Raw genomic sequence first — 13802 nt, 5'->3', positions numbered from 1 at the left:
CCGTCTGGTCAGGGCATCTAGATCGGCCACTGCGAAGTCGGACTCGAGAGTGCTCCCCGGGCCATTGGCAGCCGTCTCAGCCATCTCGAGGATCGTCGATGGTGACGGCGCTCACATCGGCCAGACGGGTGCTCACCATATCGAGGGCAATCTGCTCGAGGAACTCCCTGGGCATGACGCACTCCCGGCATTCGGCACCCTCAAGGATGAGGCGCAGTGACACCGTCCCCGCGCCAGCGGATACCAACTCCACGTCACCGCCATCGAGAGCCACTATGGATCGCAATTCGCCGACGGCCTCGTCTAACAGAGCTTGATCCATCACGGTGCCTCCTCGCTGGCGTCTTGTCCGAGGTTGGGGGGTCGGGTTCGAGATAAGAATGCCCCGGCGTCGGCCAGAATGAGCTGGCCGGTGGTGCAGCGGGCCAAGTCCGAAGCCAGGTACACCGACAGGCGGCCCAGCTCTTCGGGCAGGGTCTCCCGGCGCAGTGGCGTGGCGGCCACGATGGCCTCGTAGTGGTCGGCGGGGAAGGCTTCTCTTATCAATTCGGTGGGGGTGGTGCCAGGGGCGATGGCGTTTACCCGGATGTTGTGGGGGCCGAGTTCCACCGCCATTGACCAGGTGAGGTGGTTTATAGCCGCTTTGGCCGCGGCGTAGCTCGACATCATGGGCGACGGCCGGGTGGTCTCCCCTGAGCTGACATTGATGATCACCCCACCACCCTGCTCCATCATCACCAGGGCCTCGGCCCGGGCGCACAAGGCGGTCAGAATCAGATTTTGATCGACGAGATCCCGCCAAAAGGCGCCATCCATATCCACAAACCGAGTGGGGGAACGCCCTGCCATCATGCCGACGTTGTTCACCGCGATGTCCAGCCGCCCTCCCCAGGTCTCCGCATCGGCTACAAGTTGATCGATAGCGGCGTCGTCTCGCAGGTCGGCGACGAACGCCTTTGCAGTGCCCCCCTCGTCTGCGATGAGCGCCACCGTCTGTTTGGCAGTGTCGCCACGAACGTCGTTCACCGCTACTGAGGCGCCAGCCTGGGCCATCCAGCAGGCGATCTCCCGGCCGATGCCAGCACCCGACCCGGTGACCAGCGCCACCTTGCCGGAATGGTCGATCTCTACGCTCATCCTCGATTGGCTCTAGCCGTGCCGGAGCCCGACCCGTACGGCGTCGTGGTCGGCGGTGCGCTGGAGCAGGGCCATGGCATCGTCGATCTCATCCATGCCGAACACCTCGCCCAATAGCGGGCCGGTGGGGAACTCCCCAGTGTTCAAGATGTCCACCGCTTCCCTCATGGAGGTGGGGGTGGAGCCGCTGCCCCCCTGGATGGTGAGGCCCTTGTAAACGATCAGATCGGTGATCAGCTCCACCGAGGCCAGGTTCTTGAGCCCAGCCAGCAGCACCTTGCCCCCCGAGCGAACCAGCTCCACGCACAGCGGCACGGTGACGGTGGTCTCGGCGGCCAAGTCCACCGCCATGTCGGCCATGGCCCCGCCGGTGATCTCGCTCACCAGCGCCACAGGGTCGGTGGCGGTCACGTCGATGGTCACATCGGCGCCCAATTCCCGGGCCACCTCAAGGCGCAAACCGTCGGCGCCGGTACCGGTGACGATCACCGTCTCCGCGCCCCGGCGCTTGGCCTCTGCGGCGCACACCAGACCCATGTGGCCGGGTCCCTGCACCACCACGGTGTCGCCTTCAGCCACCGGCAGCAGCCCGAACCAGTTGCACACGCTGGCCAGCGGCTCGAACAGGGTCAGCTCGGCGGCATCAATATCGTCGGTCAGCTTCAGCAGGTGGGTTCCGGGCACAACGCCCATGTACTCCCCGTAGCCGCCCCAAAGCCCGTGGTCGTCTTCGAGGCCCAGGGTGTACCCATACACCTCGCCCAGGCCGAACGGGTTGTCCTCTGAGATCGGGGCCCGAACAACGAGATCCACCGCCACTCGGTCGCCCACCGCCACGCCCAAGTTGGCATCGTCGGCCAGCGCATGCACCCGCCCTACGATCTCATGGCCGGGCACCAGCGGCGCCTTCTCCCCGGGGACGTGCTTGTGGCCTTGGAGCTGGGACACGTCGCTGCCGCACATGCCCACGGCCTCCACCTTGAGCACCCCTCCTCCGGGCGGGGGCTCAGGCACAGGAAAATCGTCTCGTCGCAGATAGGTGCCGTCGCCGTTGAAGACCACGCCCCGACAGGTGCTGCTCATGGTGGTGGCCTCCTTCCGAGACGGCCTGAGATCAACTGATCCCGCTCTTCTCCAGAATGTGAACACCGCAGCTGGAGCCGAGGCCGATCACGTGGGCCAATCCCACGCTGGCCCCCTCCACCTGGCGGTCGCCAGCCTCGCCCCGCAGGTGGGTGGCCACCTCATAGACGTTGGCCACGCCGGTGGCGCCGATGGGATGGCCCTTGGAGATGAGGCCGCCGGAAACGTTCACCGGGGTCTGGCCATCGCGCCACGGGGCGCCCCGGTCGATGAAGTCGCCTGCTCCGCCAGGCTCACACAGCCCCAGATTGTCGTAGTGGATGAGCTCTGCGGTGGCGAAGCAGTCGTGCAACTCCACCAGGCTCAGATCCTCAGGACCCACCCCGGCCTGCTCGTATGCCGCCTGGGCCGCGTTGCGGGTGAGGGTGTTCACGTCGGGCTGCATGGCACCCGATTCCACGTAGGGATCGGTGGTCAGCACCGAGGCGGTGATCTTCACCGCCCGGGACTGCTGCTCTCGGCTCAAAGAAGCGAAGCGCTCCTCCCCCACCAATACACAAGCGGCGGCCCCGTCGCCGGTGGGGCAGCACATCAGCAGGGTGTTGGGGTACGACTGCATGGGCGAGCCCATGACCTCTTCGAGGGTGAACTCCTTCTGGTACTGGGCCAGCGGGTTCAGCGTGGAATGGGCGTGGTTCTTCTGAGCCACCTTGGCAAACTGCTCGAAGCCCACCCCGTCGTGGTCGTTGGCGTACTCCATGCCGGCCTGGGCGAATACCCCCGGCATAGTGTCAGTGCCCAAGATGCCATCGATGGGCATCACCGCGCCGTAGCGGCCTGACGGCTCGTACACGTTCTTTTCCTTGCGGGCGCCGCCGGCCAGAAGGCCCATCTTGCCCATCTGCTCCACGCCGATGGCCAGGCCCATGTCGGCCTCTCCAGCCCGGATGGCCATGATCACCGTGCGCAGGGCGGTGGCCCCGGTGGCGCAGGCGTTGGACACGTTGTACACCGGAATGCCGGTCTGGCCGATCTGCTTCTGAACCTGCTGGCCCATGCCGGCGTTGGCCTGGAACAGGGTCCCACAGGCCAGAAGGTCCATGTCGGTGATGGCCACCCCGCCGTCGTCCAGCGCACCCAGCGCCGCAGTGGAGGCCAAATCCACCGCATCCTGTTCGGGATAGCGCCCGAATGCCGTCATGTGCGTTCCGAGAACCCAAATGTCTTGTGCCATTGTTGGCCTCCTGTCGGTTGATTGGGTCAGATTGTCATGCCGGGGCGTAGCCGAATGCGACCGCCTCTTGGCCGTCGTCGTCGGTGCCCACGACATAGGTGTCGAGCTTCACCTTCATGCCGAGCGAGATCTTGGACGGATCAGGCTCGATGTTGATGAGGTTGGAGCGAACCGAGGTGCCGTCGTCGGTGAGCACTATGGCCGAGACGTAGGGCGTGGGGATGGTGGGGGCGGCCCGGTACACGATGCTGAAGGTCCGCAGCGTGCCGGTGTCGCTCACCCGAACCGCGTTGAATTCTCGGTGGCCGCAATGGGCGCAAGCGTTGCGCCGACCGAAGAAACGAGCACCGCAATTGGCGCATTCGCTGGCTTGCAGATGGGGCTCATCGCCCAAGACGAGATAGTCCACAAGTGGGATTTGCACGACGGGCAGACTACCTCAGCACTCGATGCAGCGGCCCAACTGCGCCGGGCGGGCGGGCCGAGAACGGACTATTGGGGGATGTCGAAGCCCTCGGGAAAGCCGCCGTCCATGTAGCCGGATGTCTCCACCTTCTTGACGATGCGAAATCCGTCGGGGGTCCGGGAAACGGTGTCGTGGTACCAGCCGCCCACGTAGAACAAGTGCAACTGAGATCCATTGGGGTCGAACTTGCCGTCTTCGTCAACGGGCATGCCCATCGGATTGTGGAACAGCGTTGTGCACTGGGCGGTGCTGCCGTCCCAACTGCGGATGTAGGTCTTGCCCACCATGTGCTGGGTCATGGGGAAGATGGACAGGGCCATCTGGAGCCAGCCCTTGACCGTGGGATAGTCGGCGTTGGCATCGTCCACGCCGGGGGCCGACGAGGAGTAGTCCAGATGGGCGTCGGGAGTGAATACCGTGTCCAGGAGGTCCCAGTCCTTCTCATCAATAGCGATGGTGTAGCGGACGATGGTGTCCTCGATGGCCAGGCGGTCGACGGGATCAGGCATGTTCATGGCGGGGAACCGTAGTAGATGACCTCATCCAAAGACCTACGGGGGCGGGTACTGGAAGTGCTGGGACGGTCTTGGGCGGGATAGCCCAGGGCCACGGTTCCCACTATGCGGCGGCCTTCCGGGATGCCGAGGCCCTCGACAACGGCCTCCTCATGCTCAAATGCTCCAAAGAAGCAGGAGCCCAAATCGGCTGCTGATGCTCCCAGCAGGAGACTGTGTACGGCCATACCGACGTCTACCCACCAATAGGGGACGGGCCAGGCTTCGGGGCCTTCTCCGAGGGCGGTGTGGGACTTGTCGGCCTCGGAATAGCGGTGGATGTACCGCCCGGGCTCCGTGAGCACCACCACCAGCACGGGGGCAGCCAGCAGCCCGGGCCAACCGAACTCGGCTCGCCGCTCGGGAGAGAGTGTCAGTTGCCAGTAGTGCTCAGGATCGGCGACCACACAGAACTCCACGGCTTGGGTGTTGCCCGCCGACGGAGACCGTCGGGCCTGATCGAGCAGCTCGGTCACCAAGCCATCGGGGAGCGGATCAGGGAGAAAATTGCGGCACATGGGCCGCCGAATGGGAGGTGAGTTGCTCAGGCGTACTTGAGCAGGTCTTCGGCCATGATCCAGCCGAAGGCGATCATGGTGTCGCCACCGCCGCGGTCCACTTTGTCGAACAGGGCAACCACGTCGGGGTCGATGCTGTCAGGCTTGGCCGTCTCGTAGTCGAGCAAACAGGCCTGGTTGTCGTCGCCCACCACCCGGAAGTCACGGTCGAGATACCGAGAGGCGCTTATGCTGAACCGCTTGGCCAGCCGGCGTCCCCAGGCCCGCTCCTCGCCTGAGGCCTTGTGCCCGGGCCGGGGAACGATGTCCACCAAGGGTTTGAAGGTGTCAAACCCACCGGGGTTGTCGAACTGGGTGCCCATCAGCACGTCTTCGTCCGGGAAGGCCATCAGCGCTCGATGAAGCTGGGCCTCGGTCAATTGTCGAAGAACGGTGCTGCGCTTGGAAGTGCGGGCCACCGACGCCAGCCCCACCAGCACGCTCGGCGTTCCACCGATGCGCTCCAGGGTGGAGAAGGAGAACCCCCGGAGCTTCCCGTTCTCCCGAGCGGTGGAGATCAGCACCCACTCTTCGGTTTGCTTGGAGAGCAACCCCACTGAAAACGGGTTAGGGCCGTCAGCGCACATATCTGCCATCTCGGCCAGCTCAGCGTCGGTGACCGCTGTGCAGTCCTTGGTTTCGACGTCGATAGCCATGTGCTGATCGTCCTCCTCGCTCGCTGATTTCCCACAGATTCCCCCCGTGGGTACCCCTATAGTCCATCAATCACCCAGGTAGGCGTGCAAACCCGCAGGAACACGAGGGTATTGCCGATGGCTTGGACGGCGGCAAAATGCCAGCTTGTCGGGCTACACGGCGATTGCGTTCTCGCCCAGCATCTCCCGCAGCTCACCGATCAACCCGCTTCCCGCGTCCACCCTGTAGGTCGGTGAAAGCTTGATACCCCTGTCGACGCCGAGCATCAGGATCACCTCCGATTTCCCAGGATGACCGGCGAGAGTCGACTTGAGGGAGTCAATACGATCGGGAGACAGAGAACAGGCCCCGAGGTTCAGCCTCAGGGTGGCCGATCCGTTGGCCGACGCAGGATCGATCGGCTCCACTCCGTAACAAATCAAGTTCGGCTCTTCGTCACGGCGGTCAAGGCGCCCTTCTACGACAACCACCAGATCGTCTTCCAGTTTGTGGCCGTGCTCTTCCATCGACCGGGGGAACAGCGTCACCTCCATGGTTCCGTACATATCCTCCAGATCGCATGAGGCCATCTGATCGCCCTTGCGGGTCCACCGCTTGCGCAGGTTGCTGACCACCCCGCCGACTTTCACCGAAGTGCCCTCCTCGACTTCGGTCAGTTGGTCGATCCGGTGCGTGGCCTTTCGGGATAGCACGCCCTCCATGCCCATGATGGGGTGGTCGGACACATAGAGCCCCAGCATCTCCTTTTCGGCAGCCAGCCTCCGGGTCTTGTCGAATTCGACATCGGGGATCTCAATGCGCTCTTCGAAGCTCTCTTCTGTGCCCTCGCCGAACAGGCTCATGATTCCCTGGCTGCGTTCCCGCTGTTGCTGGATACAGCGGCGGACGATCGTTTCGGATACGTTCAGCAGGCCTTGGCGGGGATGGTCCATCGAGTCGAAGCAGCCCGCCTTTATAAGGGCTTCGACAACGCCCTTGTTGAGCACGATCGGATCAACCCGGGAGCAGAAGTCGTAGAAGTCGGCGAACGGGCCATTCTCGTGCCGTTCGTCGAGGATCATCTGCGCCGTGCCCGTGCCCATGTGCCGGATGGCCGACAGCCCGAAGGAGATGCACTGCTCGCCCTCGGGGGATGCGAGGGCGGCGAATTCTGACTCCGACAAGTTCACATCGGGCAATGCCACCTTGATCTTCATCTGGCGGCATTCGGCCAGGTACACGGCGGCTTTCTCCAGCTTGTTCTTCACGCTGGTAAGCAAAGCGGCCATGTACTCCACTGGGTACTGCGCCTTGAGGTAAGCACACTGGTAGGCAATCAGCCCGTAGCCATAGGAGTGGCTCTTGCCGAAGGCATAGTCGGCGAACTGCTCGATGATATTGAACAGCTCAGTACCCAACTCCTCGCCATAGCCGCTCTTTTCGCACCCGGCCACAAAGGAGTCCCGCTCTTTGGCCATCAACACGCGGTCCTTCTTGCCGCAGGCCTTGCGGAGGTTGTCGGCGTCAGCCAGGGAATAGCCCGCGAACCGCTGGGCCACCCGCATGACGCTTTCCTGATAGATCATCAACCCGTAGGTATCACCCAGGATGTCGGCGGCGTCATCGTGGAATACCTGCACCGGTTTTCGGTCGTTCTTGCGGTCGGCGTAGTCGTTGTGCATGTTGGCCGCCATTGGCCCCGGCCGGTACAGAGCCACCAGCGCGGCCACATCGTCGAAGCAGGTGGGCTTGAGTGACCGGATGAGCGACCGCATCGGTCCGCTTTCCAACTGGAACACCCCAATGGTGTCGCCCCGGGACAGAAGCTTATAGGTGGCCTCGTCATCCAGTGGCACGTTGTCGATGTCGACCTGCACGCCGCGCGATTGCTCAATCAGCCCGACGGCGTCTTCGAGCACGTCCAGATTCCGCAGGCCCAAGAAGTCCATCTTGAGCAGGCCCAGGTCCTCCACGGCGTGCATCTCGTACTGAGTGACGATGGGAGCCTCTTCCAGGGTTTGGCCTGGCGATGCCTTGCGCTGGATGGGTAGATACTCAGTGAGCGGCTCCTTGGTGATGACCACTGCGGCGGCGTGGATGCTGTCCTGGCGGCGCAGGCCCTCCAAGCCCCGGGCCACATCCACCACCTTCGCGGCGTCCTCATCGCTCTCGTACATCTCCCGAAGCTCAGCCGCCGCGGTATAGCCGTCGGCGTACTCGTCGGTCTTCTCCAGGCAGGCCCACAGCGGTGTATCGCGGCCCAGCACCAGCGGGGGCATGGCTTTGGCCAGCTTGTCGCCCAATGCGTAGGGGTAGCTCAGCACCCGGGCGCTGTCGCGCACCGCGGCCCGGGCCTTGATGGTGGAGAAGGTGATGATCTGGGCCACATGGTCCTCCCCGTACTTCTGGGAGACGTAGCGGATGATCTCGTCGCGGTAGCGGGAGTCGAAGTCCATGTCGATGTCAGGCATGGAGATTCGGGATGGGTTGAGAAAGCGCTCGAACAGGAGGTCGTAGCGGATCGGGTCGAGGTCGGTGATCTGAAGGCTGTAGGCCACGGCACACCCGGCTGCACTGCCCCGGCCGGGACCCACGCGGATGCCCCGCTCTCGGGCGTAGCGGATCAAGTCCCAGGTGATCAGGAAATAAGAGGAGAAGCCCATGTCGGAGATGACCTTGAGCTCGAAGGCCAGCCGGTCGGCCACCTCTTCGGACAACGGACTCCCCCACCGGGCCTTGGCCCCCTCCAGAGTCAGGGCTTGGAGGTACTCGTCGGCGCTCTCGTGCTCGTCGGGAATGGGGAAGTCGGGCAGTTGCGGCTTCCCGAATTCGATCTCCACATTGGCCCGCTCTGCGATCCACAGCGTGTTATCGCAGGCCGGGCTGAGGTCGGAGAACAGATGGCGCATCTCCGCCGCCGTCTTGAGGTAGTGCTCACTGCCGTCGAACTTCAAGCGGTCGGTGTCGCTGACCAGCGAGCCGGTTTGCACACACAGCAGAGCATCGTGGGCCTCGGCATCGTCCCGGTGGGTGTAGTGGCTGTCGTTGGTGGCCAACAAGGGGGCATCGATCTGGCGGGCCAGCCGGATCAGATCGGGATTGGTGCGCTTCTGTTCGGGGATGCCGTGGTCCTGGATCTCCACGAACAGGTTGTCTCTGCCGAAGATGTCTTGGAGGCGGGCCGCCTTGGCCACGGCGTCGTCGTAGTCGTTGCGCAGCAGGGCCTGGAGCACGTGACCGCCCAGGCAGCCGGTGGAGGCGATCAACCCCTCGCTGTGCTCGGCTAGCAGTTCCCAATCCAGCCGGGGCTTGTAGTAATAGCCCTCGAGGAATGCCCGACTGGAGAGCTGGATCAGGTTCTTGTAGCCGGTGTTGTTCTCGGCCAGAAGAGTGAGGTGGTAATAGAGCTTTTGCCCTCCCTCAGTGCTGCCCCCGCTGTCGTCGAGCTTGCCCCGCCGAGGCGGCCGTTCGCTCCGGTTCTCGTGGGCCATGTAAGCCTCAGTGCCGATGACTGGCTTAATGCCCTCGTTACGGCATGCCCGGTAGAAGTCGATGGCCCCGTACAAGTTTCCGTGATCGGTCATCCCCAGCGCGGGCTGCCCGTCGGAGGCGGCCGCTCTTACCAGCTCCCCCACCCGGGAGGCGCCGTCAAGGATGGAGTACTCGGTGTGTACATGGAGGTGGGTAAAGGAACTGGACACGGTGCCCCTGTGGAAGATCTGTGGCCTGCTTGTGGATAACTACAGGCTTGTGGTTTGGCCTACCCCGACCATACCAAGGCCCGGTGACACTTGCAGATCCCCAACCGATTCAGTCTATTTTCCCTGGTAGTCAGGTACTAGAGGGATGCGCTAGAGATACGTGCCCGGGGTCCGGTCGGGTCCGGGGGCCAGGGTCCCGGGGGGAAGCTCGGCTCGGATGTTGGCCAGCTGTTGCTGCGCGGAGACCTGCTGGGCGAACAGCGCGGCCTGGATGCCCTGGATGAGGCCCTCCAGCCAGCCCACCAACTGGGCCTTGGCCACTTGGAGCTCGGCCTGGCTGGGGGGGTGGTCCTCGGGAAACGGCAGAATCAGGCGATCCAGCTCCTCGTTCAGATCGGGAGACAGCGCAGACCCCAACTCGTCGATGGAGGTGGCGTATATTTCCCGCAGCCGGTCGCGGCTGGATTCGTCCAACGAGGCCTGACGGACCTCGTCCAAGAGCTGCTTCATCATCGTGCCGACCCTCATCACCTTGGCTGGCTGCTCGATGGCCTCCTTGGCCGCCTCCGGCTCAGTTGGCCCGCTGTCGGTATGCGCCCCATCGTGAACAACCTCGGCGGGCTCGGTGGGCATCGGCTGACGGGTGTCGGACATTGCTGGCAATCTACCCTCTTCTATCGAGACTCGGACAACGCTGTTCAGCCTCGGGTTCCATAGGCGGCCAGACAGGGGACCAGCATTTCAGCTGAGGTCAGCGAGCCGTGGCGGGCGATCAGCTGGAACTGCGGCTTGGACTCGTTGCCGGGAAGATTCTGGGCTGACGGCTTGGGCTCGGTGAACGCCACCGGGTCGCGGGGCACCAAGGCCACGTCGCCCATCCGCGACTGGGCTTCCGGGCTCGCATAGGGGCCGAGCCATCCTTCGTCCAGTACCTGCTGCCTCCCGGCCACCAGGCCATAGCGGCCGTAGCGTTCGGTGGCCGCGTCCAGGAGCTCGCCTGACCGGCCGGACCGAGCGTGCAACCAGCGGAACCGGGCCTCACCCGAGACCGCCGACGACAGAGCAAGCACGTCGCGGGCCAGCTCGACGATGGCATCGCCCACCATGACCTGGCCGTGGTCGGACACCACCAGCAGGGCGACCTCTGGCGGCAGCGCAGCGAGGAGTTGCCCCACCAAGTGGTCCACTTCGGCGTACTCGGCGTCCAGGTAAGGACCGAATCCGTACTCGTGGGCCACCCGGTCGGGTCCGTCGTAGTAGGCATACACCAGCGGCGCACCGCCGTCCACCAGCATCTGCACCTCTACCGCAATGGAACTGGTCAGCTTGTAGCCCCGGTGGTCGACTCCGTCGAGATGTGCCCGGGTGAAGCCGGTCCCGCGGAACTCGCTTCGGCCCACTACGGGCACTCGCCGCCCGAAGAAGGCGGGGCGGCTTTGCACCTGCTCCGGTACGATGCTCTTGCGGGCATCTGCCTTCTTCGGCCCCGCCGTCCACCGCAGGGCGTTCAAGACCTGCCCCTGGATGTGGATCTGATAGCCGATCAAGCCGTGCTCACCGGGGGCTGCGCCAGTGGTCAGCGAGGTCAGCGCGGTGGTGGTGGTGGTGGGCGCCACCGTGGTGATTGGGCCGCCCTCCATGCCCGACAGCACCGGGGCCAGCCGGGTCCGCTCCTGAAGCTGCTCCCAGCCCATGCCGTCCACCAGCAAGAGCACCACGCCTTTGGCCTCGCGGGCCGGGGCGGGCAGCCATCCCGTGGCGTCCGGCGGGCCGAGCAGGGCGGGCACCACGTTGCTAAGGCAGGCCGCCCGGTAGTCGGGCAGCACCGGGAAGCTGGTCGCAGGATCGCCGGTGGCAAACCTGTCGTTGTCGCGGTGACTCTCCATCCGGCCTTCAACCTAATCCGCACAACCCGGCAGAGAAGATTGAGAAGTAGTGTGATGGGTCGTGAGAGTATCGACGCGGGGGGACTACGCCAGCCGGGCGCTGCTGTCGCTGGCCCTGCACGCCGATGAGGCCGGCCCCACCTCCGTGCGCGACATCGCCGAGCGCACTGGGCTCCCCCAGCCTTACCTGGAGCAGATCCTCCAAGCCCTGAAGGGTGCCGGGCTGGTCCGCTCCAAACGGGGGGCGGGTGGCGGCTACGCCTTGGCCCGCCCAGCGGATGAGATCAAGCTGAGCGAAATCGTCAGCGCGGTGGACGGTCCCATCGTGCTGGGCGATTTCGGGGAGCCCCACCAAGACGGGGCATGCGACCACGAGGGCCAGTGCGTGTTGCTGGCCATCTGGACCCACGCAGGCGACATCATGCACGACCTGCTCAGCAATTACACCCTCGCCGACATCGCCAAGACCGCCAACGGCCTGCTCCCCTGGCCCGGGTCCGGCTGACGACTTCCCAACGGCCTGCTCCCCTGGCCCGGGTCCGGCTGATCTCCCAACTACCTACGGAGTAGCCGGTAGAGCCGGGTGAGATCCTCGGGAAGCTCGGCCTCGAAATGGAGCTGCTCGCCGGTGCCGGGATGGTTGAAAGCCAGCCTACGGGCGTGCAGGGCAGGTCGGCTCATACCGAATACGGTCGGGCCGCCGTAGAGATAGTCGCCCAGAACCGGGTGGCCGATGGCGGCTAAATGCACTCTGATCTGATGGGTACGACCTGTTTCCAATTCCAGCTCCAAACAGGCTGTGTCGTGAGAAACCGCTTCGTCTGAGGACTCGGCGCTTACCGGCATTCGAGCCGTCACTCGATAGTGGGTTCGGGCCGGGCGACCGTCGGCAGCCACGGCCATCTTTATGGGGTGCCGGGTTGAGCGGCCCACGGGGGCGTCGATCACCCCACGGTCATCGGCCGGCATCCCCGCTACGAGGGCGATATAGCCCCGGTGCACCTCCCGGCGACCCAACGCCGCGGTAAGCGCCTCATAGCCATCCGAAGTGCGAGCCACCATGAGCAGTCCCGAAGTACCTCGGTCGAGCCGATGGATAATACCGGGGCGCTCCGGTGCACCCACCTCGGCGATCTCTGGAAATCGAGCCAGCAAGCCGTTGACCAACGTCCCGGTTGCATGGCCTGATCCAGGATGGACCACCAGATCAGCCGGCTTGTTCACCACAATTACCTGTTGGTCGGCATACACCACTTCGATCTCCACCGAGGGATCGGGCTTTAGCGCCGGCTGGCCCACCGCCGGGGCCTCCGACAGCGTGATCCGGTCGCCAGTCGCCATCCGCCGCGACCGCGCGGCCGCTGGGACACCGTTGACCGCCACCTTCTGTTCATCAACCAACCGGGCGGCCTCGGCTCGGCTGCATTCCCAAACCAGCGCCACCACCCGGTCGAGGCGCTCACCGGCCAGCGCCTCGGGAACAACCTCGTCAGGAATCATCGAGCTCATTGGGCCCACCGGGTTCATCGGAAGCTTGGGGCTTGCCATAGCGGGGAGCGATCAGAACCAGGGCGATTCCAGCCACCACGATGGCGGAGTCGGCCGCATTGAACACCGGCCACCACTGGAGGTCGATGAAGTCGACCACGGCCCCACCCAGAAAGCCGTCACCGGCCCGCACCGCCCTGTCGGCCAGATTGCCAATGGCACCACCCAACACCATGCCCAGAAGCACCGGCGGCAGGGACAGGCGGCGGCCTCCCCAGCTGGCCCATGCCACCACGATCACGAACAACAAGGCCACCAGCGCGATCACGGTGTCCCAGTCTTGGGCCAAGCCGAAGGCGGCTCCGGAGTTGTGGACCAAGTGCAGCCGCAAGGTCCATACCAAGTCGATGCTCTGGTCGTCCAATACCTCCAGCGCCCACCATTTGGTCAGCTGGTCGATGGCGACAACCAGCGCCGCCACTCCCAGCAGTACCAGGTTGTGGCGGCGGCCAAACCGATGCTCTTCCTCAGCCGTGGCGGTTAGCGGCGCGTCAGAACCCACCGGCTTTGTGCTCAACCCGCTCGGCCGCCCACGGGATGGCGTTGAGCCGCTGGCGGGGAATCGGCTTTCCCGACACCTGGCATACGCCGTAGGTGCCGTCTTCGATCCGGGCCAGAGCGGCGTCGATCTGGTCGACCGCGGCCCGGGCATGGGCGCTGAGCGCCAAGTCTCGCTCCCGCTCCACCGCCAGTGTGTCGCCCTCGCCCGACTCCTCGTCGAACTGGACATCTCCGGGTTCCCGCTCCTCCACCAATGAGTCGGCCTCAGCCTTTAGCCGGGTGGCCGAGGTGATGTAGCGGCCACGCTCTTCCACCAGGAGACGGCGCTGCTTCTCCAGGTACTTATCGTCGAAGAGCGGCTTTTTGGCCGCGGACTTCTTCGCCGTGGACTTGCTGTCTCCGGCCTTGCTCTTTGCTGACTGTTTTGATGCGGTCTTCTTCGCAGCCATCGCAGGCGGGAGTGTAGCCGCCGCTGCCGCCAATTACTTCCAAATGGTCC

Annotated in this window: 15 protein-coding genes; 1 reads left to right on the top strand and 14 read right to left on the bottom strand. The window is 64.6% G+C overall.

The window, feature by feature from the left end:
• Positions 1 to 76 precede the first annotated feature (76 nt).
• The 11 genes from ACOOGG_RS15655 to ACOOGG_RS15605 all read right to left on the bottom strand — a co-directional run bounded on the left by ACOOGG_RS15655 (position 77) and on the right by ACOOGG_RS15605 (position 11254).
• A complete protein-coding gene (locus tag ACOOGG_RS15655) occupies positions 77 to 322 on the bottom strand; it encodes a NifU family protein (protein ID WP_420436702.1) in 246 nt (81 codons plus the stop codon).
• On the bottom strand, positions 322 to 1137 hold the full coding sequence (locus tag ACOOGG_RS15650; RefSeq protein ID WP_420436700.1) for an SDR family NAD(P)-dependent oxidoreductase: 816 nt from the start codon (positions 1135 to 1137) through the stop codon (positions 322 to 324). The genes ACOOGG_RS15655 and ACOOGG_RS15650 overlap by 1 nt, the downstream gene beginning before the upstream one ends.
• A 12-nt stretch (positions 1138 to 1149) precedes the next feature.
• Entirely contained in the window at positions 1150 to 2220 is a 1071-nt protein-coding gene (locus ACOOGG_RS15645) for a zinc-dependent alcohol dehydrogenase (RefSeq protein ID WP_420436698.1), read from the bottom strand.
• A gap of 31 nt (positions 2221 to 2251) precedes the next feature.
• Positions 2252 to 3454, bottom strand: coding sequence for a thiolase family protein (locus tag ACOOGG_RS15640; protein WP_420436696.1), 1203 nt, complete (start codon positions 3452 to 3454; stop codon positions 2252 to 2254).
• A 34-nt stretch (positions 3455 to 3488) separates the two neighbouring features.
• Complete coding sequence (locus ACOOGG_RS15635; protein ID WP_420436694.1) at positions 3489 to 3878, bottom strand: Zn-ribbon domain-containing OB-fold protein; 390 nt, start codon at positions 3876 to 3878, stop codon at positions 3489 to 3491.
• Positions 3879 to 3946: 68 nt separating this feature from the next.
• A complete protein-coding gene (locus ACOOGG_RS15630) occupies positions 3947 to 4435 on the bottom strand; it encodes a nuclear transport factor 2 family protein (RefSeq protein ID WP_420436692.1) in 489 nt (162 codons plus the stop codon).
• Positions 4432 to 4992 carry a nitroreductase family protein gene (locus ACOOGG_RS15625; RefSeq protein WP_420436690.1) on the bottom strand — a complete coding sequence of 187 codons (561 nt, stop codon included), beginning with the start codon at positions 4990 to 4992 and terminating at the stop codon, positions 4432 to 4434. The genes ACOOGG_RS15630 and ACOOGG_RS15625 overlap by 4 nt, the downstream gene beginning before the upstream one ends.
• A gap of 26 nt (positions 4993 to 5018) precedes the next feature.
• Positions 5019 to 5687, bottom strand: coding sequence for a hypothetical protein (locus ACOOGG_RS15620; RefSeq protein ID WP_420436688.1), 669 nt, complete (start codon positions 5685 to 5687; stop codon positions 5019 to 5021).
• A gap of 153 nt (positions 5688 to 5840) precedes the next feature.
• Positions 5841 to 9368, bottom strand: coding sequence for a DNA polymerase III subunit alpha (gene dnaE, locus ACOOGG_RS15615; protein WP_420436686.1), 3528 nt, complete (start codon positions 9366 to 9368; stop codon positions 5841 to 5843).
• Positions 9369 to 9518: 150 nt separating this feature from the next.
• Positions 9519 to 10022, bottom strand: a complete 504-nt coding sequence (locus tag ACOOGG_RS15610) for a proteasome activator (RefSeq protein ID WP_420436684.1) — start codon at positions 10020 to 10022, stop codon at positions 9519 to 9521.
• 44 nt (positions 10023 to 10066) lie between these two features.
• A complete protein-coding gene (locus tag ACOOGG_RS15605; RefSeq protein ID WP_420436682.1) occupies positions 10067 to 11254 on the bottom strand; it encodes an alkaline phosphatase family protein in 1188 nt (395 codons plus the stop codon).
• Positions 11255 to 11315: 61 nt separating this feature from the next.
• On the opposite strand from ACOOGG_RS15605, the gene ACOOGG_RS15600 reads away from it, so the two are divergent.
• The gene (locus ACOOGG_RS15600) at positions 11316 to 11759 is read left to right on the top strand and encodes an RrF2 family transcriptional regulator (RefSeq protein WP_420436680.1); all 444 of its coding nucleotides are present in this window, start codon (positions 11316 to 11318) and stop codon (positions 11757 to 11759) included.
• Between the two features lie 50 nt (positions 11760 to 11809).
• On the opposite strand, the gene ACOOGG_RS15595 is transcribed toward ACOOGG_RS15600, so the two are convergent.
• Genes ACOOGG_RS15595 through ACOOGG_RS15585 form a run of 3 tightly spaced genes read right to left on the bottom strand, consistent with a single transcriptional unit; the run spans position 11810 to position 13752 of the window.
• Positions 11810 to 12763: an RluA family pseudouridine synthase gene (locus ACOOGG_RS15595; protein WP_420436678.1), complete on the bottom strand. Its 954-nt coding sequence runs from the start codon at positions 12761 to 12763 to the stop codon at positions 11810 to 11812.
• The gene (gene lspA, locus ACOOGG_RS15590) at positions 12744 to 13304 is read right to left on the bottom strand and encodes a signal peptidase II (protein ID WP_420436676.1); all 561 of its coding nucleotides are present in this window, start codon (positions 13302 to 13304) and stop codon (positions 12744 to 12746) included. The genes ACOOGG_RS15595 and lspA overlap by 20 nt, the downstream gene beginning before the upstream one ends.
• The gene (locus ACOOGG_RS15585; protein WP_420436674.1) at positions 13294 to 13752 is read right to left on the bottom strand and encodes a molecular chaperone DnaK; all 459 of its coding nucleotides are present in this window, start codon (positions 13750 to 13752) and stop codon (positions 13294 to 13296) included. The genes lspA and ACOOGG_RS15585 overlap by 11 nt, the downstream gene beginning before the upstream one ends.
• Between the last annotated feature and the right edge of the window lie 50 nt (positions 13753 to 13802).

The organism is Candidatus Poriferisocius sp. (genome assembly GCF_965214065.1).
Taxonomy (GTDB): domain Bacteria; phylum Actinomycetota; class Acidimicrobiia; order Acidimicrobiales; family Bin134; genus Poriferisocius.
The sequence above is the reverse complement of the archived record's forward strand: the minus strand, read 5'-3'. Positions and strand labels throughout refer to the sequence as shown.

Bases quoted from the DNA above. Each gene is read 5' to 3' on its own strand.
- ACOOGG_RS15605 (WP_420436682.1), bottom strand. From the start codon at position 11,254: ATGGAGAGTCACCGCGACAACGACAGGTTTGCCACCGGCGATCCTGCG.
- ACOOGG_RS15640 (WP_420436696.1), bottom strand. From the start codon at position 3,454: ATGGCACAAGACATTTGGGTTCTCGGAACGCACATGACGGCATTCGGG.
- ACOOGG_RS15630 (WP_420436692.1), bottom strand. From the start codon at position 4,435: ATGAACATGCCTGATCCCGTCGACCGCCTGGCCATCGAGGACACCATC.
- ACOOGG_RS15650 (WP_420436700.1), bottom strand. From the start codon at position 1,137: ATGAGCGTAGAGATCGACCATTCCGGCAAGGTGGCGCTGGTCACCGGG.
- ACOOGG_RS15620 (WP_420436688.1), bottom strand. From the start codon at position 5,687: ATGGCTATCGACGTCGAAACCAAGGACTGCACAGCGGTCACCGACGCT.
- ACOOGG_RS15625 (WP_420436690.1), bottom strand. From the start codon at position 4,992: ATGTGCCGCAATTTTCTCCCTGATCCGCTCCCCGATGGCTTGGTGACC.
- ACOOGG_RS15585 (WP_420436674.1), bottom strand. From the start codon at position 13,752: ATGGCTGCGAAGAAGACCGCATCAAAACAGTCAGCAAAGAGCAAGGCC.
- ACOOGG_RS15655 (WP_420436702.1), bottom strand. From the start codon at position 322: ATGGATCAAGCTCTGTTAGACGAGGCCGTCGGCGAATTGCGATCCATA.
- ACOOGG_RS15645 (WP_420436698.1), bottom strand. From the start codon at position 2,220: ATGAGCAGCACCTGTCGGGGCGTGGTCTTCAACGGCGACGGCACCTAT.
- ACOOGG_RS15610 (WP_420436684.1), bottom strand. From the start codon at position 10,022: ATGTCCGACACCCGTCAGCCGATGCCCACCGAGCCCGCCGAGGTTGTT.
- ACOOGG_RS15595 (WP_420436678.1), bottom strand. From the start codon at position 12,763: ATGAGCTCGATGATTCCTGACGAGGTTGTTCCCGAGGCGCTGGCCGGT.